The 22,268-nt window shown below is 31.6% G+C and carries 18 protein-coding genes and 1 tRNA gene; 10 read left to right on the top strand and 9 right to left on the bottom strand.

The window, feature by feature from the left end; translation table 11 throughout:
• Positions 1-20 precede the first annotated feature (20 nt).
• From AX016_RS12010 to ribB, 4 genes are read left to right on the top strand one after another with little or no spacing between them, the layout of a single operon-like run.
• Positions 21-2,417: an FtsK/SpoIIIE family DNA translocase gene (locus AX016_RS12010; RefSeq protein WP_100895839.1), complete on the top strand. Its 2,397-nt coding sequence runs from the start codon at positions 21-23 to the stop codon at positions 2,415-2,417.
• Positions 2,418-2,437: 20 nt separating this feature from the next.
• The gene (locus AX016_RS12005) at positions 2,438-3,079 is read left to right on the top strand and encodes a LolA family protein (RefSeq protein WP_100895838.1); all 642 of its coding nucleotides are present in this window, start codon (positions 2,438-2,440) and stop codon (positions 3,077-3,079) included.
• 25 nt (positions 3,080-3,104) lie between these two features.
• A complete protein-coding gene (locus tag AX016_RS12000) occupies positions 3,105-4,598 on the top strand; it encodes an LptF/LptG family permease (protein ID WP_100896860.1) in 1,494 nt (497 codons plus the stop codon).
• Entirely contained in the window at positions 4,588-5,718 is a 1,131-nt protein-coding gene (ribB, locus tag AX016_RS11995) for a 3,4-dihydroxy-2-butanone-4-phosphate synthase (RefSeq protein WP_100895837.1), read from the top strand. The genes AX016_RS12000 and ribB overlap by 11 nt, the downstream gene beginning before the upstream one ends.
• 80 nt (positions 5,719-5,798) lie before the next feature.
• Here ribB and AX016_RS11990 read toward each other — a convergent pair whose 3' ends face one another.
• The 3 genes from AX016_RS11990 to AX016_RS11980 form a co-directional block, all read right to left on the bottom strand.
• A complete protein-coding gene (locus AX016_RS11990; protein WP_100895836.1) occupies positions 5,799-6,992 on the bottom strand; it encodes a DegT/DnrJ/EryC1/StrS family aminotransferase in 1,194 nt (397 codons plus the stop codon).
• Positions 6,993-7,070: 78 nt separating this feature from the next.
• Positions 7,071-7,703: a nitroreductase family protein gene (locus AX016_RS11985; RefSeq protein ID WP_100895835.1), complete on the bottom strand. Its 633-nt coding sequence runs from the start codon at positions 7,701-7,703 to the stop codon at positions 7,071-7,073.
• Positions 7,704-7,718: 15 nt separating this feature from the next.
• Positions 7,719-8,471, bottom strand: coding sequence for a sulfite exporter TauE/SafE family protein (locus AX016_RS11980; protein ID WP_100895834.1), 753 nt, complete (start codon positions 8,469-8,471; stop codon positions 7,719-7,721).
• 294 nt (positions 8,472-8,765) lie between these two features.
• Here AX016_RS11980 and AX016_RS11975 point away from each other — a divergent pair, with 294 nt between their 5' ends.
• The 6 genes from AX016_RS11975 to AX016_RS11950 all read left to right on the top strand — a co-directional run bounded on the left by AX016_RS11975 (position 8,766) and on the right by AX016_RS11950 (position 14,296).
• Entirely contained in the window at positions 8,766-9,074 is a 309-nt protein-coding gene (locus AX016_RS11975) for a hypothetical protein (protein WP_157811125.1), read from the top strand.
• Between the two features lie 156 nt (positions 9,075-9,230).
• A complete protein-coding gene (locus AX016_RS11970) occupies positions 9,231-11,594 on the top strand; it encodes a TonB-dependent receptor (RefSeq protein ID WP_100896859.1) in 2,364 nt (787 codons plus the stop codon).
• Positions 11,595-11,621: 27 nt separating this feature from the next.
• Positions 11,622-12,410 carry a DUF4625 domain-containing protein gene (locus AX016_RS11965; RefSeq protein WP_100895832.1) on the top strand — a complete coding sequence of 263 codons (789 nt, stop codon included), beginning with the start codon at positions 11,622-11,624 and terminating at the stop codon, positions 12,408-12,410.
• A 53-nt stretch (positions 12,411-12,463) separates the two neighbouring features.
• Positions 12,464-12,943: a DUF4625 domain-containing protein gene (locus AX016_RS11960; RefSeq protein WP_100895831.1), complete on the top strand. Its 480-nt coding sequence runs from the start codon at positions 12,464-12,466 to the stop codon at positions 12,941-12,943.
• A gap of 92 nt (positions 12,944-13,035) precedes the next feature.
• Positions 13,036-13,416 carry a Fur family transcriptional regulator gene (locus AX016_RS11955; protein WP_100895830.1) on the top strand — a complete coding sequence of 127 codons (381 nt, stop codon included), beginning with the start codon at positions 13,036-13,038 and terminating at the stop codon, positions 13,414-13,416.
• Positions 13,417-13,534: 118 nt separating this feature from the next.
• Positions 13,535-14,296, top strand: a complete 762-nt coding sequence (locus tag AX016_RS11950; RefSeq protein WP_100895829.1) for an RDD family protein — start codon at positions 13,535-13,537, stop codon at positions 14,294-14,296.
• Between the two features lie 522 nt (positions 14,297-14,818).
• Here the strand turns inward: AX016_RS11950 and AX016_RS11945 are convergent.
• The 6 genes from AX016_RS11945 to AX016_RS11920 form a co-directional block, all read right to left on the bottom strand.
• Positions 14,819-14,903: transfer RNA gene (locus AX016_RS11945), tRNA-Ser, on the bottom strand.
• Positions 14,904-15,059: 156 nt separating this feature from the next.
• Positions 15,060-15,518, bottom strand: a complete 459-nt coding sequence (locus tag AX016_RS11940; RefSeq protein ID WP_100895828.1) for an RNA methyltransferase — start codon at positions 15,516-15,518, stop codon at positions 15,060-15,062.
• 57 nt (positions 15,519-15,575) lie between these two features.
• Positions 15,576-16,820 (bottom strand): McrC family protein, encoded by a 1,245-nt coding sequence (locus AX016_RS11935; RefSeq protein WP_100895827.1) that lies wholly within the window; start codon positions 16,818-16,820, stop codon positions 15,576-15,578.
• 1 nt (position 16,821) lies between these two features.
• A complete protein-coding gene (locus tag AX016_RS17305) occupies positions 16,822-19,053 on the bottom strand; it encodes an McrB family protein (RefSeq protein ID WP_198519435.1) in 2,232 nt (743 codons plus the stop codon).
• A 100-nt stretch (positions 19,054-19,153) separates the two neighbouring features.
• Positions 19,154-21,598, bottom strand: a complete 2,445-nt coding sequence (locus tag AX016_RS11925) for a UvrD-helicase domain-containing protein (protein WP_100895826.1) — start codon at positions 21,596-21,598, stop codon at positions 19,154-19,156.
• Positions 21,599-22,026: 428 nt separating this feature from the next.
• On the bottom strand, positions 22,027-22,248 hold the full coding sequence (locus AX016_RS11920) for a hypothetical protein (protein WP_072302358.1): 222 nt from the start codon (positions 22,246-22,248) through the stop codon (positions 22,027-22,029).
• Between the last annotated feature and the right edge of the window lie 20 nt (positions 22,249-22,268).

Here is a 22,268-nt window from a genome sequence, read left to right as displayed (position 1 = left end):
TATTAAGGTATACATATTTAATGGCAAAAAAGACTACTAAAAAGAAAGCTGCTACTCCTAAGCAGAAACGCAGTATTGGCTTATCTAAACAAAATAAAATATTGTTAGGTAGTGTTATAATGCTTTTTGCTATTGCTTTGTTTTTCTCTTTTACATCTTTCTATTTTACGTGGCAAGACGATCAAAGTTTATTGTCTGAATTTGCTAATAGAAACGAACAAGCTAAAAACTTACTAAACAAATTTGGCGCAAGCATAGGTCATTTATTTTTATATAAAGGATTTGGAGTTGCTTCATTTATTTTTCCTGTTCTATTATTTTTATCTGGTTTAACTTTATTTTTTAGTTTACCTAAAAACGGACTTGTAAAAAAATGGATTTGGGGGTTAATATTTGTACTGTGGTTATCTGTAGCACTAGGTTTCTTTGCCGCTAAGTGGCCTTTATTAGGTGGTTTAGTTGGTTTTGAAATGAACGATTTTCTACAAGACTATACCGGTAAAATTGGTGTTTTACTACTTCTAATTTTTGGATTGATATTTATTTTAGTCCGACTATTTAAGTTTACACCAGAAAGTGCTTTACAGTATTTTAAACAGAAAAAAACTGCTTTAACTGATGAGTTAAATAATGTTGATGATGAGTCTTCTACTTCAACCAAAAAAGAAAAGCAAACTGAAGAGGTTATTGTAGAGGAAACTCCTGTAGTTGTAGATACTTATACTCACAAAGAAAAAATTCCTCCTATAGAAAAGGAAAAACCTGTAGAGGATAATAGTTTTGAGGTTACTGTAGCCGAAGATGAAGAAAATGTAGAGGAAAGCTTAAATATAGAGGTAGAAAAAATTACTGAAGAAAAAGAAGAGATTGACAACCTAGCAGATAAACTAGTTGATGATTTTGGTGAATTTGATCCTACTTTAGAACTTGCAAACTACAAGTTTCCACACATAGAGTTATTAGACCAACACGGTGCAGGTGGCGGAATAACAATTAACCAAGAAGAGCTAGAAGAAAATAAAAACAAAATTGTAGAAACTTTAAAAAACTACAAAATAGGAATTGCACAAATTAAAGCCACTATTGGACCTACAGTTACATTGTATGAAATTGTACCAGATGCTGGTGTGCGTATCTCAAAAATAAAAAACTTAGAAGATGACATTGCACTTTCTTTAGCTGCACTTGGCATACGTATTATAGCTCCAATACCTGGTAAAGGAACTATTGGTATAGAGGTTCCTAACAAAAACCCTTCTATAGTATCTATGCGTTCTGTAATAGCAAGTACAAAATTTCAGAAAGCAGAAATGGAGCTACCAATTGCTTTTGGTAAAACCATTAGTAATGAAACACTTGTGGTAGATTTAGCTAAAATGCCACACCTACTTATGGCCGGTGCTACTGGGCAAGGTAAGTCTGTTGGTTTAAATGCTGTATTAACATCACTCCTATACAAAAAACACCCAGCAGAGGTAAAATTTGTATTGGTAGATCCTAAAAAAGTAGAATTAACGCTATTTAATAAAATAGAACGTCACTTTTTAGCCAAACTGCCAGATTCTGAAGATGCCATTATTACAGATAATGCAAAAGTTATAAACACTTTAAATTCTCTTTGTATAGAAATGGATAACAGGTACGAGTTGCTAAAGGCTGCAATGGTACGTAACCTAAAAGAATACAATGTTAAATTTAAAGCTCGTAAACTAAACCCAAATGACGGTCATATGTTTTTACCATACATTGTATTGGTAATAGATGAATTTGCAGATTTAATTATGACAGCTGGTAAAGAGGTAGAAACTCCTATTGCTCGTTTAGCGCAATTGGCCAGAGCCATTGGTATTCACTTAATTATAGCAACACAAAGACCTTCTGTAAATGTAATTACAGGTATTATAAAAGCAAATTTCCCAGCACGTATAGCATTTAGAGTAACTTCTAAAATAGATTCTAGAACTATACTAGATGCACAAGGAGCAGACCAATTAATTGGTCGTGGAGATATGCTTTATACACAGGGTAACGATGTAATTCGTGTACAATGTGCCTTTGTAGATACGCCAGAAGTAGAAAAAATTACAGGTTACATAGGCTCACAAAGAGCGTACGCAGAAGCTCTTTTACTGCCAGAATATGTTGGTCCAGATGAGTCTGGCACAAGTATTGCTAATGATATAGCAGATCGCGATAAATTATTTAGAGAAGCTGCAGAAGTTATAGTAATTGCACAGCAAGGATCTGCTTCTTTAATACAACGAAAATTAAAATTAGGGTATAACAGAGCAGGTAGAATTATAGATCAGTTAGAGGCTGCAGGCATTGTTGGTCAATTTGAAGGTAGTAAAGCAAGACAGGTTTTGGTACCAGATATGATGGCTCTAGATCAATTATTAGAAAACGAAAAAAAATAACAATTAATAAATCATATAAAATGAGAAAATTAGGAGTTTTAGTATTCATATTAATAGCAAATGTATCTTTTGCGCAAAATTCCGAGAAAGCAAAAGCTTTATTAGACAAGGTTTATAATAAAGTAACTAGCTATAATAATATTTTTGTGGACTTTAAACACTCACTTAACAATAGTGAAGCCAATATAAATAGAGAAACAAGAGGAGACGTTACTTTACAAGGTGAAAAATACTTGTTTAACTACCTTGGTTCTATGCAATTGTTTGATGGTAAAAAAGTCTATACTGTTGTACCAGATAACGAAGAAGTGACTATTGAAGATAAGTCTAATGATGACAATGCAATGACACCTTCTAAAATGCTTACATTTTACAAATCTGGACATAATTATGCTTGGGATAAATTACAAACTGTAAACGGAAGAAAAATACAATACATTAAATTAATTCCGATAGACTCTAATTCTGAGATAAAATCTAGGCTTTTAGGTATAGATGTAGAAACAAAACACATCTACAACCTTATAGAAACTGGTGATAATGGTACAAAAACCACAATTACTGTTAATTCTTTTAAAACAAATCAAACTTTATCAAAAAGCTTATTTACTTTTGACCTTAAAAAGTACGAGGATGACGGGTACTATATCATAAGAAATTAAGCCATTGAAATTATTAGATCGTTACATTCTAACAAAGTTTCTTTTTAACTTTTTCAGTTCGTTTGCAATATTGATGTTAATCTTCATATTCCAAACGATCTGGTTGTATATAGGAGACTTAGCTGGTAAAGGACTAGACTTACTTATTATTGGTAAGTTTATTTTTTACTTTATGCCAAGTTTAGTAGATAAAGTATTGCCTTTAACGGTGGTGCTTTCTTCTATTTTAACCTTTGGTACTTTAGCAGAGAATTATGAGTTTGCAGCAATGAAAGCCTCGGGTATTTCTTTGCAGCGTGCAATGCGTACCATTGTGGTATTTGTTTTGCTTTTAGGTACTGTTGCTTTTTTCTTTGCAAACAACGTAGCCCCTGCTGCTGCTCATAAAATTTATAACCTAAAACGAAACATTGGTAACGTAAAACCTGCCGCCATTATTGCTGAAGGTATTTTTAGTGATTTTGAAGGGATGAACATCAAGGTTGATAAAAAGTCCGGAGAAAACGATCGTTTTTTAGATAATATTATCATTCACAAAAAAACTAAAAATAATATTAGCAATGTAGTTATAAAAGCTAAAAAAGGTGAATTAGTTAGTAGTGAAGATTCTGATATTGTAAAACTTATACTAAAAGACGGTAACTATTATGAAGATGTGCAGTCTAAAAATAGTAAAACCAAGCAAAAAGTTCCGTTTGCTAAAGCTAAGTTTAACGAGTACATTATAAATATTGTACTTTCTATGGACGATCAGGATTTAGAAGAGGATCGTAATGTAGATACCGAAAAAATGAAAAAGGTATCTAGACTTATTGTAGACATAGATTCTATTAGAGAAGATAACATAAAAACTATAAAAGCTTTTTCTAAAAATATAATTAGTAGATCTGGTGCTTTTAAAGCAGATTTTGGATTTAAAAAGCCAAAACCTATGTTAGACGAGGCTTCTAAAGAAGAAGTTGCTACTGTAGTAAAAAACAAAAAAGCCGAAAAGACTAATAAAGATACCATTGTTTATACTGGAGATATTGCAGCGTTGTATGAAGAGCCTATGCAAATGCAATTATATAACTCAGCACACAGTTCTACTACCAATGTATTAAGCTCTGTTACTGCCAGAAAAAAAGAATTAGTTATTAAATACCAACGTTACAACATACATATATTAGCCCTACATAGTAAATATGCATTGGCTTTTTCTTGTATCATTTTATTTTTTGTTGGTGCACCGTTAGGCGCTATTATTAGAAAAGGTGGTATGGGATTACCTATGGTAATTGCTATTGTACTTTTCTTGGCATACTACTTTTTAGGAGTATTTGTTGGTAACTCAGCTAAAGTTGGTAAAATACCACCAGCACTAGCTGCTTGGATCCCTACTTTAGTAATGCTACCTCTAGGTGTATTTTTAACCATAAGAGCAACAAATGATAAGGGCCTAATTTCTTTTGGCGATATTATTTACTTGATAAAAAAACAGTTTATTAAAAATTCCAAGACTAAAACTAATGGAAAATAAAATACAGTTAAATACAATTGAAGAAGCAATAGAAGACATCCGTAAAGGAAAAGTTATTATTGTTGTTGATGATGAAGATAGAGAAAATGAAGGTGATTTTGTAGCTGCTGCAGAAGCTGTTACTCCAGAGATGATAAACTTTATGGCTACTCACGGTCGTGGTTTAATTTGTGCTCCTTTAACAGAAGGTCGTTGTAAAGAATTAGGTTTACACGTAATGGTAACCAATAATACAGACCCTATGGAAACTGCTTTTACAGTATCTGTAGATTTAAAAGGTAGAGGCGTTACTACAGGAATTTCTGCAGGAGACAGAGCTGCAACTGTAAAAGCATTTACAGAGAACGATATAAAACCTCAAGATTTAGCAAGACCGGGACATATTTTTCCTTTAATTGCTAAAGAAGGTGGTGTTTTACGTAGAACAGGACATACTGAAGCTGCAATAGATTTTGCTCGTTTAGCAGGATTTAAGCCAGCTGGTGTTATTGTTGAAATAATGAACGAAGATGGTTCTATGGCTCGTTTGCCACAATTGATAGATGTTGCCAAAAAGTTTGACTTAAAAGTTGTTTCTATTGAAGCTCTTATTGCATATAGAATGGAGCACGATAGTCTTATTGAAAAGAAAGAACAATTTACAATTGAAACTCGTTTTGGTGAATTTAGACTACACGCCTACCAACAAACAACTAATGACCAAATACATATTGCTCTTACAAAAGGTAGCTGGAATAAGGATGAACAAATACTTACGCGTATAAACTCTACCTTAGTAAATAATGATATTTTAGGTACGCTTACCAATAATCCAGATCAGAAATTAGAGGATATGTTTGCCGCTATTAATAAAGAAGGTAAAGGAGCTATGGTTTTTATTAACCAAGAATCTCAGTCTCTTAATTTATTAAATAGATTATCTCAGCTTAAAAAACTACAAGGTAACGGTTTAGTTAAAGCACCTAAAGTAGATATGGATAGTAGAGATTTTGGTGTTGGTGCACAAATATTACACGATTTAAATATTAGCAAAGTAAAACTACTAACTAATACTACGCAATCTAGACGTGTGGGTATTGTTGGTTATGGTTTAGAAATTATAGATTACGTTAAGTACTAATTAACTTAACTACAACAAATAAAAAATCCCTTAAAACTAAGTTTTAAGGGATTTTTCTATTTTTAATAATCTATACTAAATTATAATACAGATTTTATTGCTTTAACCATATTAGCAGCTCTCTGCTCTACTTCCTCATCAGTCCATCCTAATTTTACTAGACAAGAAATTGTTCTACTAATCCATTGGTCAGATTTAGAAAAGTCTGACTTGCTATAATCTGGCAGTTGCTCTTTAACCTCATTAGGTAGCTTACCTAAAGATGTTAAATTAGTTAAGTGAGCCCATTTTTTATAGTAATGCCAATTATTTGCATACCAGTAAAAACAAGCATCAACACTATTTTCACCTAAAGCTTTATGCGCTTTTTTAGTTAATTCTTCTGTTGGTAAAAATATAGATAAGAAAGAGTAATTTTCTTCTCCTCCTTCAGGTACAGCTCTAAAAGTTACCTCTGGTATTGTAGACAATGTATTACGTAAAATAGTATACGTTTTTTTCTGTATTGCTATAAATTCATCTAATCTTTGTACCTGAGCTACACCTACTGCTGCGTGTAATTCTGAAATTCTGTAGTTGTATCCTAAAAATGGGTGATCTTCTGCTCCCCTATCTTTACCTATGTGATCATGACCATGATCTGAATAATGGTCTGCATTTTTATAGTACTGCTCATTGTTAGTAATTACAGCACCACCTTCACCACAAGTTATTGTTTTTACATAATCAAAAGAAAAACATCCTAAATCTCCGTAACTACCTAAAGGTTTACCTTCATAAGTACCACCAATTGCTTGGCAAGCATCTTCTAATAACAATAAATTATGCTTGTCACAAATAGCTTTTAAAGCACTTAAATTAGCCATAGAACCACACATATGCACAGGCATAACTACCTTTGTCTTTGGCGTAATTGCTTTTTCTACCGCTTCTGGATCTAAGGTTAACGTATTATCTACATCAACTAAAATAGGAACAGCTCCTAATGCTAAAATAGACTCAAAACTAGCAACAAAAGTAAATGTTGGCATAATTACTTCGTCTCCTGCACCAATACCTGCACTAGCCAATGCAACTGTTAAAGCTGCAGTACCACTACTTACCAATTGTGCATAACCTACTTCCATTCTTTTAGTTAAGGCTTCCTCTAGCTCTAATGCCTTCCATTGGTCGCCACGCATACCGTCAAAACCATAACGCATTAAAACACCTGAGTCTAGTACCTTTTGTACTTCTGCTCTTTCCTTATCTCCAAAAAATTCAAATCCTGGCATATTGTATATTTTTCTTATTTTTTAATCTTAACAACGCTATTATAAAATAGCTTCAATAGAACTGTAAAGTTACTAATTTTAGGCTATTTCTATCACACTTTCTACAGTCTCTTTACGTACTTTTTTAAAGGTAGAAAACACATCGTCATCTGCTCTTATACCTATTGGCATAACCAAAACAGAAGCCAAATTTAGCTTATCTAATCCTAATAGTGTATCATATTCTGCAGGCACAAAGCCCTCCATTGGGCAAGCATCTACTTCTACCGCAGCACAAACAGTTAACAAGTTTCCTAAAATAAGGTAAGCCTGATTAATTGCCCATTGTGCTATTTCTTGCTCGTTTTTTTTACTAAAACTAGCTGTTAATTGTTCTTTAAACGGATCTAAAATATCAGAACTAGTACCTCTTACTTGTTGTACTCGTTTAAAATAATTAGCTATATAAGCAGAGCTTATTTCAGTTTCTCTACATAAAACCAATACGTGAGACGCCTGCGACACTTGCTGTTGCTTGTATGAGCTTGCTGCCAACTGCTGCTGTAATGCTTTGTTTTTAACAACAACCATTTTTGTAGGTTGTAAACCATATGATGTAGCTGTTAAGTTAAAAGCTTCTTTTATTGCTTCTATTTTTGCATCTGATAGTACAATATCTTCATTAAACTTTTTAACAGCGTAACGCCATTCTAACTTTTTAATAATCTCCATTTTTCATCAATTGTATTAAAAAAACCAAAGTTTAATAGCCATAACAACAATCATTAGCATTAAAAACTTTTTTATAAATCCGTCTCCCCTAGCAACAGAAACTCTACTTGCTACCCAAGCACCAGAACCATTACCTATTGCCAAAACAAGACCTATTTCCCAAATTATTTTATCATAATATATAAAAACCGCAAGCGCCGCTAAAGTATAGATTAAAACTACCGCTACTTTTGTTGCGTTGGCACGTACTAAGGTCATACGGTTGGCATAATGTAAAAACAGAATAACTATAAAACCTAAACCTGCATTAATAAAGCCGCCATAAATACCAAAAAAGAAAAAGGCTATTACTCCAATCCACAAGTATTTACCTGTAATACGCTCGTGTATATCTTCGGTTTTTAATTTTGGTTTAAAAATAATGATGAGCAATACAACCATCATTACTACAGCTAAAATTCTATTAAAAGTTTCACCGCTAACCTCTACAGCTATATTTGCGCCAACTATAGAACCCAACATTGCAGATATACCTAAGTAAATATTAAACGGAAAAGTACTTACACCTTTACTTTTAAAACCTGCAACACCTAAGACAGACTGTATAGCTACTGCTACCCTATTGGTACCATTTGCTATACTAGGTGGCACACCAAAAAATATTAATACTGCCAATGAAATTAAGGATCCTCCACCTGCAACTGTATTAATAAATCCTACTGCAAAACCAACTACAATTAATAGTAGGTAATGATACCATTCTTCCATAGCGTGCAAAAATACGGTTTTATAGTGTTTTTATATAACTTTTGGTTTATTAGTGATTTTTAACCGTAAAACTGATCAAAAAACACATTATTACATCCAATAATACTTTTATATCTATTCTTCAAAAAGTACTATAAACACTTAATATATTAGAAATATGCTACTTAGTTTTTGCTCCATACTTTTTAAAATTTTTATTATTGCGCTTTAGTTGCATTAAAATAAAATAATAATATATTTGCACTCAGTTAACGCAACATAGTTGTAATATAAAAGTATTGTTTGTAGTAATTTATGAAATTACATCAGTTTAAAAATAGCATTACATATTTGTTACTTGCCCTTTTCTTTACAATGAAAATAGCAGGACTACACTCTATAACTCACTTAGACAATCATGATGAGCATACAGACTGTGCTATTTGCGATTATATAACTGTACAAAACAATACTCCCATACTTTCTGTAAACTTTACTTTTACAGAAGTTTGTAAGCTAAAACCTATTTTAGCACAAAAAATTACTAAAGGTTACAATGTTTACTTTTCTAACCCAGATAGTAGTGTTCAGTTATTTTGTAGACCTCCTCCGCCTTACTGCTAATTGTCTTTTATAGTTGTGTGTTTATTTTGTAATTGAGCTAGTTTGCTTTGTTACAATGCTAACCTTATGAATGTTAAACTACACATAAAGCTATAGACATATTTATTAGTTAAATACCATTATAACAATACATAACAGCTAATTATGCTTTATAAAATGCTGAGTATATGCTTATTTATTAGCATATGTTCTACTGCAACAGCGCAAAATTCTTTTAAGATAAAAGGATCTGTGCTAGATGCCAATACCTTAAAACCTATAGAAGGTGCTAATATTACGGGTAATAATTTATTTGCCGTTTCTTCTTCTACAGGAGAGTTTATTATTAAAAACAACAAAAAACAAACTAGTTCTATTACTATATCTCACGTAGGTTATGCTTCAGAAACTGTTACTATTAATTTAAAAAATAATGCTAACAAACACATTAAAGTACTTTTAAAAGAGTCTTCTACCGTTTTAAATGAAGTAGCAGTTACAGGAAAAACTAAACGTAGAAAAGCAAAAGAATCTCCAATAGTTACACATACAGTTAGCAAAGAATTTCTAGATAAAAACAGAGAAAACAGTCTTATGCAGACTTTAAGTAAAATACCTGGTGTTAGTACTATAAATATTGGTTCTGGACAAAGTAAACCCGTTATAAGAGGGCTTGGTTTTAATAGAGTTGCTGTGGTGCAAAACGGTATTAAACACGAGGCTCAACAATGGGGTAACGATCACGGACTTGAAATAGACCAACAAGGAATTGAAAACATACAAATTATAAAAGGTCCGGCTTCATTACTTTTTGGGTCAGATGCTATTGCAGGCGTTGTTAATATTCAACCAAATAAAATACCATTACAAAACTCTTTTAATGGCGACCTAAATATTCTTGGAGAAAGTAATAACGACTTACTTGGTGTATCTGTAGGCTTAACATCTAGAAAAGAAAAATGGTTTTATCGTACAAGATTAACATATAGAGATTATGGTGACTACAAAGTACCTACATCTAAAATTAATTATGAAAATTACATTTTTGAGCTTCATAAAAATAATTTAAGAAACACTGCTGGTAAAGAGGCCAATGCCAGTGTTAGTATTGGTTACGTTGCAGATAATATAAAAACAGAAACACTATTTAGCAATGTAAATGCTAAAAACGGATTTTTTGCAAATGCACATGGTTTAGAGGTTAGAACATCTAAAATAGATTATGATACCTCTAACAGAGATATAGATTTACCCTACCACAAAGTAAATCATTTTAGAGTTAGCAATAACACTACTGTAAACACAGGTGAACATATTTTACATTTTGATTTAGGTTTTCAGAACAACAAAAGAGAAGAACACTCAGAACCTATTCCGCATGGGTATATGCCCAAGCCACCAAATACTAAAGAACGTGTTTTTACTAAAAATACCTACACTTTAAATGCCAGAGATGCATTTAACATTCATAACAAACACCATATGGTAATGGGTGTAAATATGGAACTGCAAAACAACACTATTGGTGGTTGGGGATTTTTAATTCCTGAATATAATCGTTTTACTGTTGGTGCTTTTGGGTATGATCAGTTTAAAATTAACTCTAATTTACACCTACTAGCTGGTGCACGTTATGACTATGGTATTATAGACACTAAAGCGTATTATGATTGGTTTCCTTCTACTGTAAAAAACAATGATGGCTCTACCTCCCAAGAATATTTACAACGCTCTAAAAACAAAAGTTTAAACTTTAATAACTTAAGTGCTTCTGTTGGTCTTAGCTATATTAACAACAATACAACTTACAAAATAAACCTTGGTAAAAGCTTTAGGATGCCACTAGCTAACGAGTTGGCATCAGACGGTGTTAATTATCATATGTATAGGTTTGAGAAAGGAAATTTAGACTTAAAACCAGAGGTAGCTTATCAACTAGACTTAGATATAAATCACACTAAAAAACAGTTTAGTTTAGGCATTAGCCCTTTTATTAATTTATTTGAGAACTACATATACTTAAATCCAACCTCAAATTATTTTGAAACATTACAAATTTACGAATACACACAAAGCAAAGTTTTTAGGTTTGGCGGAGAATTTAATGCAAGTACCACAGTTATAAAAAATGTAACACTAAGCGCATCTGCAGAATATGTGTACTCTAGGCAAACTAGTGGGTTAAAAAAAGATTTTACACTCCCTTTTTCACCTCCATTATCTGGTCTATTTTCTGCCTCTTATCAATTTAAAGATTTTTCATTTTTTAAAAGACCTCTAATCTCTGTAGATTATAAAATTACTGCAGCACAAGAAGAAATTGTACCTCCAGAGCAGACTACAGACGGTTACAATGTGCTGCATATGTCGTTTACATCAAAAATGAACATTTTTAAAAACAGTGCTCCAGTAGATTTAAGACTAAAATTAAATAACGTATTCAATACCAAATATTACAATCACACTAGTTTTTATAGGCTGATAGATGTTCCTGAAGCTGGTAGAAACATTTCGGTGTCATTAACAATTCCATTTAAATAAATACAAACAACAATTAAAATTAAAAAAATGAAAACAAACATTAAAAAGGCAAATTTTAAATTTTTAGCAATCGTTGCTTTTCTAGGACTCTTTTTACAATCATGTAGTAGTGATGATGATTCTAATGCTTTAAATGCTCCTTTAATTACAGATTTTGAGTATGGCGAAGGTGGTGACCATTCTACAGAACAGTACGTTTATAGAGGTTCTGACATTCATTTAGAAGCAAAAATTAATGCAGAAGCTACTGTAAAAAGTATTGCTATTAGCATTCATGCACACGACTTAGAAGTTGGTGAAGGTGAAGAAGAATGGGATTTTGAAAAAGTTTATACTGGTGCTAACTACCAAGTAATTAATCCTACATTTCATGAGCACATAGATGTACCATCTAATGTACCTGCTGGTGAGTACCACATAGAGTTGGTTGTTACAGATGAAGAAGGAAATAGCACTGAAGTAGAAGGTCATATAGATATTAAAGATCCTATTGCTTTAAGTGATATCTCTTTAGATGCAAGCGTTGTTAGAGGAAAGGATTTTCATGCAGAATTTATGATAAATGCTGTAAATGGTATACATAATATTACTGTAGATATACACGCTCACGGTCTTACTCTTAAAGATGGTGAAGAAGAATGGGATTTTGAAAAAGAATACTTAGAAAAATACCATGAAAAAACTGAAGCTGAATTTCACGAGCATATAGATGTGCCTGCTACTGCACCTGCTGGCGAGTATCATATGGTTTTTACTGTTGAAGATGAAGACGGTAACACCAAAAAATACGATACACATATTGATGTAACTGAATAATAAAAAATACCGCATAGAGTGTTTTTCTCTATGCGGTTTTAAAAATTCTGAAAATGAAAATTAAATTAAAATATTTCTTTTTTTTACCATTATTAACTATTATTTCTTCTTGTTCTAGTGATGATAGTAGTGATAAAGATGAAGAAAAACCAACAATTAGCATTAATTACACTCAAGGTTTTCCACAACCGTGTGTGCAATTAGTAAAAGGAGAAACCTATAGTTTTAGAGCTCAGGTTACAGACAACAAAGCTTTGGCATCTTATAGTTTAGATGTTCATAATAATTTTGACCATCATACCCATGATGACCAAGAGGGAGAATGTAATTTAGAACCTATTAAACAAGCCATAAACCCTTTTATTTATATGGAAAACTATACGATTCCTGAAGGTTCTACCAGTTATGAAATAAACGTAAGCTTAACAATTCCGGACGATATTGATACGGGTGATTACCACTGTGCTTACTCTGTAACAGACCAAACAGGCTGGCAATCTAGAACCTCTATAGACATAAAAATAGTAGATTAATTTTACCGTTAAGTAGTACAATGCTAGGTGTTAATTAAGTTAAAACTAAGCAGATTCTTTTTTTTGCATTCCAGTTGCATTATTTTTGTACTATGGGTATTGTAAGAAAAACAAAGTCGGTTAAAATATTACACGATGAATTTGATAAAAGTTCAGCTGCAATTTCTGTAACTACTTTAATTGAGCGTTTTAGTGCTCAAATGAATAAAACTACTATTTATCGTGTTTTAGATAAGTTTGAAGATGATGGTTATTTACATTCATTTTTAGGCAAAAACGGTCATAAATGGTACGCAAAATGTAATGGATGTTCATCTAGCAATCATTCAGATGCGCACCCACATTTTCAATGTTCTAACTGTGGTAAGGTAGATTGCCTGCCTGCAGATGTTGTAATACCTAAAATACCTAACAGGGTTGTAGATGTTTCACAAGTACTTTTACAAGGTAAGTGCGAGCAGTGCCATACATAAACACAAAACATAACTTATAATTCTAAAAAAAGAGGTAATTGTCATTATCTCTTTTTTTAGTTTTAAATAGTTTATACATTTACTAACAAACCCAATCATAAATAATAACCACCAACCGATGAATCAAAATTTAGAAAACACGTATAATTTATCTAGCAGAAAAAGAAGAATAGTTGCATTTGCTATTGATCACTGTTTATTCACATTTTTAATTGTAAGTATTGTTTTTTTATCACTTGGGTCGGATTTTATAAACGAAACCAATTTTAGTAACATTTTGTTTAAGATGTTACCATCTATGGTTATTGGCTTATTAATTTACTTTTCAAAAGATACTATAAAAGGTATTAGTCCTGGTAAATGGATCATGGGAATTATGGTTCGTGATGAAAATAACCCCTCTGAGGTTCCTTCTTTTGGAAGGTTATTAACTAGAAACTTATTTTTAATTATTTGGCCAGTAGAATTTATAGTTCTTGCTACCAATCAAAATAAAAAAAGATTAGGAGATAAAACAGCAAAAGCAATTGTAGTTAAAAACCCTAACAAACCATCAAAACTACCAAGAATAATAGCGTTAGTAGCAACAGGATTTACCTTTTTTATATTTATATTTTTCTTTGTTGGCTCTGTAATGAAAAACTCTGACGCTTATAAGGTTGCTATTATTGAAATTGAAAAAAATGAAGAAATACAATCTGAAACTGGAGGCATAAAAGACTATGGTATGATGCCAACAGGGAGCATTAATATGACTAACGGCTATGGTGAGGCTCTACTAGGAATAAAAGTAATTGGCAATGATAAAGATGTTAATGTAGATGTTTACCTAACTAAAGAGAGTAATGGCGAATGGGAACTAATAGAGCTTAGTAAATAATATAAAAAAATACTCTATCCCTCTTACGGCATTTTGCAAATGCCTAAATCTTAAAATCTTAAATTAATTAGGATTCACTGCGTGCATCCCTGATAAGTATCCTTAGCAAGCATAAAACCCTAACAAACTACACTAAAACACAAGCAAAAGGGATTACTACGTTATCCCTCTTACGGCATTTTGCAAATGCTTAAATCTTAAAATCTTAATTAACTAGGATTCACTGCGTGCATCCCAGATTAGTATCCTTAGCAAGCATAAAACCCTAACAAACTACACTAAAACACAAGCAAAAGGGATTACTGCGTTATCCCTCTTACGGCATTTTTCAAATGCCTAAATCTTAAAATCTTAATTAACTAGGATTCACTGCGTGCATCCCAGATAAGTATCCCGAGCAAGCATAAAACCCTAACAAACTACGTTTGTAGATTTTTGTTTTTTATAACTACTTATGAAAATAAATTTTCAGCGTAGTTATAAAAAACAAAAACCCGTAACTTTCGTTACGGGTTTCTTTTGCGGAGAAAGAGGGATTCGAACCCCCGGAGGTGTGACCCTCAATAGTTTTCAAGACTACCGCATTCGACCACTCTGCCATTTCTCCAAGTGTCTCATAAGGTTATTCCCTTAATGCGGGTGCAAATATAAGAACCTTTTTTTATTCTATAAAACTATTTTGTGCTTTTTTCTGTAATTTTTATTGGCATATTAGATAACTCTTTGTTTCTTAAAAAATTAGACCCTAAAAAAAAATTACAAATTAACTTCTTGGTTTATCAAGTTGCCTGTCATAAAGTACAATACTGCCCGCAACTGCTACATTTAAACTTAAGGTAGACTTAAATTTTACTAAAAAGTGCGACTCCTCTATGGCTTCTTTGCTTAAACCGTGATCTTCTGCTCCTAGTAAATACACACAGCGTCTAGGATGCTCAAAGGTTTCTAAATCTACCGCAGTATCATCTAGCTCCACTCCTACTATTCTGGTGCCTACAGGAATGTTATTTTTAAAATCCTCAAACGTATTGTAATGGTAATACGGTATAGATTTTACCGCATTGTGTGTATCACAAGCTTGTTTTGCATATCTGTTGCCTATGGTAAAAATAAAACTAGCGCCTAAGTTTTGTGCTGTACGCCATAAAACGCCTAAATTTTCTGGCGTTTTACCGTTTTGTATGCCTATACCAAAGTATTCATTCACAAAATTATTATTCATACCGCAAAAATATTAAACTTTTGCTGGTTTAAATGTCTGTTTCTTTTTTTGATGATTTTATAATTCTAATAATTCTAAAATAGATTCTCCTACAGTTGTAGATAATTCTCCATTTTCATCTAAAACAGAAACATAACCCATTTTACACTGATGAGCTATTTCTGATACTTTATTTGTATTATAGAGGGAATAATCATCTGTTTTATAAGTTTTAAATGAGTTACTCCTGAAATAACCAGGATATAATAAAAGAGCTTTTTCTGCGTCCCAAAAACGACAGTATGCATACATTTGACGTAGATCTCCAACTGAAACTCTGTTATTTTGCGGCCTTTTCCATTTTGTATCTAGTACAAAGGTCTTATCTCCTTTTCTTAAAACAATATCTGGCTTTAAATAATTGGCTCCCCAAAACGATTTTGTTTCTTGTCCAGAAATATCTATTCCATTTGCTTCTGATATTTCTTGCAACTGCTTTAAAATAAACGTTTCCCAAAGCTCGTTCATATTAAAAAGTAAAGACAACATTTTTTCTTTGCCACTAGCAATATCTGGCGAATAGTTTAAAATAATTAAACGTGCTAACTCTAAAGCATAACTATAACCATTAGACTTTCTGTTTAATTGTATTGTATTTAACTCCTTTGCAGTTATAGTTTTATTAGCTACTTTCGGAAAATTTAATTGTACTCTATTGGCTAAATCCTGTAGTCTAGAACCATTTGTAAAAAGAGATACAATACCTAATGCTTTTTGTAGCACTTGATGTAGTAAATGATCAGCATCATATACTTGATGCTTTGTATAAAAACGTTCCTTGTGTATTATATTACGACGTAAATGACCTGCAAACTCTAACTTGCCCTTTAATGATTTTGTATTTTTAGTTTCCTTTCTATATTGCTTAATAAGTCCTTTACGCACCAGACTTTCTACTTCTAACAAGTAAAGTTCAAAATAGACCTCTAAAAGGTTTAAGTGCTTTCTTTTTACATTTGCTGCTCCAGTAGATTTTGCCTTTAATTTACCACAAGATTGAAGCATTTTTAACAGAACTCCTTTCCATTTAGCGTCATCATCGTCTTTATCTGCTTTAGGGTTTATTTCTATAGTTAAACCATCTACTTGTATCACACCTACATATTGATTAAATTTTACACCTTTTGCTATAGGCTGAAAATAAGTACCGTTATGGTACTCATTTAATTTTAAAAGCGCATCTAAATGAGCTTGTTTAAAGCCTTGTTCACCAATAGCCAAGCTTTGGTGTTCAAAAACAGATATCGCCTTTAGAGTTTTCAATTTAATTATTATCCGTGTTAAAAATGTTTTTTACAGCTTCTATTATATTTTCAGAAGTTACTTTCTTTAAGTGATACGTAGGTGCAATAAAATCTTCTTTCCCATCATATTTAAAACTTGAAAAATTGAGGTCTTTATTCTTTTTTTCCTCAACAAAACCATCTCCTAAAACCAAACCTATTTTTCCATAATCACCATAAAAATACTCTTGTAGTAAAGGCACTATTTTATTATTAAAAACATTAGCTAGTTTCTTATTTTTATCTAATCCAATAAAATAAGAATGCCCAATAGTGTGGTCTCTGTCTAGTAATAATTCTATACGTTCATTAATTATTTTTAAAACACCAGCTAATTTTATCCCATCTACTTCTTCATTCTTAATCACATTATAGTTTGTCATCACTTCCTTAAACTCAAACCTACGTCTTAAAGCTGTATCTAAGGCCTCTACAGATCTATCTGCGGTATTCATAGTGCCATAAATATCTAAATTTTTTGGCACACTAAATTCCTTTTTAGAATATGGCAAAGTAATACTCATTTCATTTTTGGCGCCTTTTCTTTTATCTGTCTCAATAAGGGTTATTAATTCTCCAAAGATTGCTGAAACATTTCCCCTATTTACTTCGTCTATAAAAATAGCATATCTTTTAGATGGATCATTTTTAGCTTTAATACATAAATCTTTAAATATCCCATCTTCAATTCTATAACCTAAATCACCTGCTTCCTCAATGTTTTCAGGAAGAATTGGTTTTATACCTTCAATAAAATCTTCATAAGCAAAGGATTGATGAAAAGTAACAAAATTATAATGCTTAACAACTTTATCTGGATCTGGATTGTAGTTTTCTACTGAATCTCTAAAATCATATAGTTCAGGAGTCAACTCCTTTACTTCTTCTTCTAAAATTTCCCAATAAGAATCTTCCGTTTTATTAAAAATTAAAGGTTGTTGTCTACTAGACACATTTACATGTTTACACTCATTAACTGTATGACTTTGCAATTGCCCCCAAAGTGTTGGTCTTATTGTTTTAGAGTTTGATAAGCTAGCTTTTTTCTGAACCCACTTATGCTCAAAAATGTTAGTTACTTTAGATTTACCTAAATCTAATAGAGCTATAGCAATTACCTGCCACCAAGAACAATTACCCACTACTGTTTCAAAATGTTGTTCTTTGGTAATTGATGTTTGTTTGGATGTATACTTTTCAAACAATTCATTTTTAAAAAAGTATGTTTTTCCTGTTCCTGGAGGACCGTATAATATTTGGTTAATAGGTTTAAGCTCTTTGTTGCTTTTTGAGCTAATCATGGATTCTTCATTTAAAAAATCTATAAAGGATTTTACAGAAGCAGAATAAAAGCCACTATTACCGTAAGAAGGAGCTTTTTCGTAATAATATCTACTATTCTCATTTCCTTGTTGTTTTATTAAATCTTTGTATAATAATGTTAGGGACTCTATATCGTTTTCTAAATAAATATCTTTGGCTAAAATTTCATTTAAAATTTCAATGGATCTTAAGTAAGAATTAACTTTATTACTCTTTTCATTTCCTTTTAACCAATTAGAATATTTTTCCCTTATTAAAGTTGATTGATCAGTTTTAGAATGCTTTGTTGGTGCAGTTTTAAGACGCTTTTTAAGCTTGTTTAGCATTTTATTAAATTCATTTATTGTAAACCTGTAACCTATAAATTCTGGATTATCTAATTTAATTTCTGCAATCGCATTATTTACAGCAGGAATTAAAATATTTAATTCTTTGTCTACATCAACCAACATAGTTTCTAAGGATATATAACTACTTTTTATTTGCTTTGTATGAAGTATTAGTTTTTTATTTTCAACGGGACTTATATAGGAAAAACCTATGGAACTTTCAATAGATTTTTTTACTTTGAGCAAAAGTTTTATGATAGATTTATTTTGAAGGTCGTTGTAATTTTTACTCTGTACAAACTCAAATCTGTAACTATATGTATCCTTTGAGTAACTAAAAATAAGAGTTATGCAACCACCCGTTGACCCTGGGTAACCACCTGTTGGTATATTCCAAAAAGTCATACCAAAATATTTTGATTTTTCCCTACCAATAAAATAGTCTTGCTCTGCCCCCTTAGAACCTTTTTTCCTTAAAGAAAACGTAAAATCAGAATCTTTTTTGTGTTTTTGAATTAACCATTCAAAAACTACCTTTTCATATTCTTTATAGCTAATCATAGATGATACTTATTTTTTTTATAGAAAGTAACTCGTTTATTATATCCTTTTTAACTTTAATAAAAGAAACAGGTTTGTTATTTTATCTTTAAAAGAATAGTTACCTAAAGGTCTTGTAATTCTTTTGTTTTTCTAAATTCAACTCTATCAACCTCGATTTAATACCACCTAAACTTCTACCGAACAAAACACATAAATCACTGTTACTAAATTCATCAATACAATCACACAACAATTTATCTTCCGCAATGCTCCACGGCTCATAAGCTCTTGTATTTTTTAACCTAGCCTTAGTAACAATTTCATCTTTACCGTCAGGATATTTTAAAGGCAATGCTTTCACTTTTCGCTTAATAACATCAAACAACTTATCTTCCTTGTAGATTATAGGTTCCTTAACAGTTATAGCGCTTCCACACTCTGCACAAAATTTAAAATGATCTTCTATTTTAGAATTACATTTCTTACATACTGTTAATTCAAATTCTGGAACAGAAGCTTCATCTTCATTAATAAGCATCAGTTCATTTGGGATGTCCTTTATAAACTCAGACACATTACCTTTTTGCGACATTAAATAAAGCTGTGTTTTAGCCCGAGTAAGTGCCACATAAAACAGCCTTCTTTCCTCTTCTAGTAAGGTATTGTATTCTGTTTTTTTAATAACGTGGTAAATTTTATCCTGCATCCATGGATCTGGAAAACCTCCACGAGCCGAGTTTAAACCTAAAACAAATACAACCTCTGCCTCTAGACCTTTTGCTCCATGTATCGTTTTAAATTGCACATATACACCGCTTTTCTTCAGCTTCTCCTCTACATTGGCTTTCATTGCTGTACGCCTGTATAGAATTAGTATTTTATCTGGACTAATACCTTCTGCTATATGTTGTTGAATTTTGCCATAAATAAAATTTTCAGTCTCCCCATCTACCTCTGCATAATTAACCTCTATTTTAGCACCTCCTTTTTTTACAGCTGAAATATCTTTTGCTATTTGAAACTTATTCTTTTTTATAATTTCGTTCGAAGCCTTAACAATACGGTCGGTACTTCTATAGTTTAAGTTCAGTTTAATGAGTTCCGAATTATCAAAATGGTCTTTAAAGTTTACAATATAATCTACTACTGAACCTCTAAAACCATAAATACTTTGCCAATCATCACCAACACAAAAAAGTTGAGAATTATCATTTATTAAATATTTCAAAAACTCTACTTGTTTGTTATTTACATCTTGAAACTCATCAACCAAAATGTATTTATATTTCTTTTGGTATCTACCTCTTGTTTCTGGGTGTTCTTTGAATAGTTTTAAAGAGTATTCAACCAATCCGTCAAAGCCTAAATAAGATCGGTTTGTACAATACACATCATAGTCTCTTATAATCGGCAACGCTACTTTATAAAAAAGGCGTACACGCTCATATTCACTCTTTTTGGCTTCTAAACCAACGGTTTCAATAGTTTTATTTGCATTTTCAATAGCGCCTTTTACATCAAATACAGATCTGTAAAACTTTTTTAGCTCTTTTTTAAATCCAGAAAATTCTTCGTGATAATGTAAAACTGTAGCTGAGTCTAAACCTTCAGTTAATCGTCCCTTTATAACCGTATCTAATACTTTATTGAATACTGCTGAATTTTGAGTGGCTTTATCATAGGTTTTTATACATGTGATTCCGCCTTTTTTGAGTTCTTCTTCTTTCCAAAATGTGGGATGACTTAAATTACTAACATGCTCTAAATACACGTTTGCCGATGGAATAAAAAAATCGGGATGAAAAGCCGTTTTAGAAATACGTTCTTTACGTTCGTATTTGTAATCTATATTATTACGGAAAAACCAATCGGCTATAAATTGTTCAGATTTAGACCTTACCTTTTCACCCTTTAGTGTTGTAAATAGTTTACCTTTTGGTCTAAACTCTGCCCCACCTTCATCTTCCCTAATATAATCTACATAATAATCAATAATGTAGCGTTTTAAAGCGATTAAATAATTCCTGTTTTCTGATAACTTTATAGCTACTTTCTGTATTATTTCTTGTTCTGTTTCAGTAGCACTTAACCCTTTATATTCTGAAGAATCATCTATATATTTAGGTACCAATTTAAATTGATTATCAAAAACATTAACTCCATCTTCCCGCATAATTTGATAACATAGACTATGAAACGTTTTAATGGTAATTCTATTTAACCACGGGTATTTTTCAAGCATATTTTTACGCTCTATCGCCAAGTCTTTTTGAGTAACACCTTTAGTTTCCATTACTTTTTTATAGAATCCCGTTTTATCAGCAGATAAAATCATACGATCTACCATTTCGTTTGCCGCATTTTTGGTAAATGTTATAGCCAGAATACTATCGGAATCTGCCTGCTCATCATTTATTAAGTAGTCTATTTTATTAAGTAATGTTTTAGTTTTACCCGAGCCTGCACCTGCAAGTACAAGTATCCGTTTTTCGGCTGATAATACAGCTTTACGTTGCTGGTTGTTTAAGCTACTTAAATTGGTTCTTGTAGGTATTGTTTTCATTTGATTGGAGTTTGGAGTACATCAAAAAATATAATTTGAGTATATTTAAACTAAAGTTTAAATATACTTATTTACTGTAAATTCTTACTTGTAAATATCCTAAAAAACAATATGCTTTTTTTACGCTTTTCCGTAAAAGCTCACAAAAAAATAAATCTACACTAGTTAATATTAACTACTGTTATTTAACTTAATAACAACTGTAATTACAAACGCAGATACATTATATTTTTAGGTAAGTAATGTAATTCTATTTTATATAAAACAAGACTACTAATGTATAAATGGGTACAAATACTTTATAGTTGGGAGTCTTAGACTCTTAATTGTAATTTTTACTTATAAAAAACTACTAAACCATAGTTTAAAACATAAAAAAAACCATTACAATGGTTTGCAATGGCTTTTTTTAGTGTCTAATATTTTTATTACTCTACAATCTCGTAATCTATATCTAATTTACGCAATGCTCTTAGGGCAGAGCCTGTATTTTTATCTTCTATTTCTATGTCTACAGCATCGCCTTCTAAAAGAATTTCTGTTAGCTCATTGGCTAAGGAGTTATCTGTTGCAGAAATTTCTGTTATGCATTTGGCTATAGCTCTTTTGTCTGGTCTTTGAGCATCACAGGATAATAGGTTTATTTTCATAATTGTGCTTTATAATTGTA

The organism is Cellulophaga sp. RHA19 (assembly GCF_002813425.1).
In the GTDB taxonomy this organism is placed as follows: Bacteria; Bacteroidota; Bacteroidia; order Flavobacteriales; family Flavobacteriaceae; genus Cellulophaga.
This window is presented reverse-complemented; position numbering and strand designations above follow the sequence as displayed.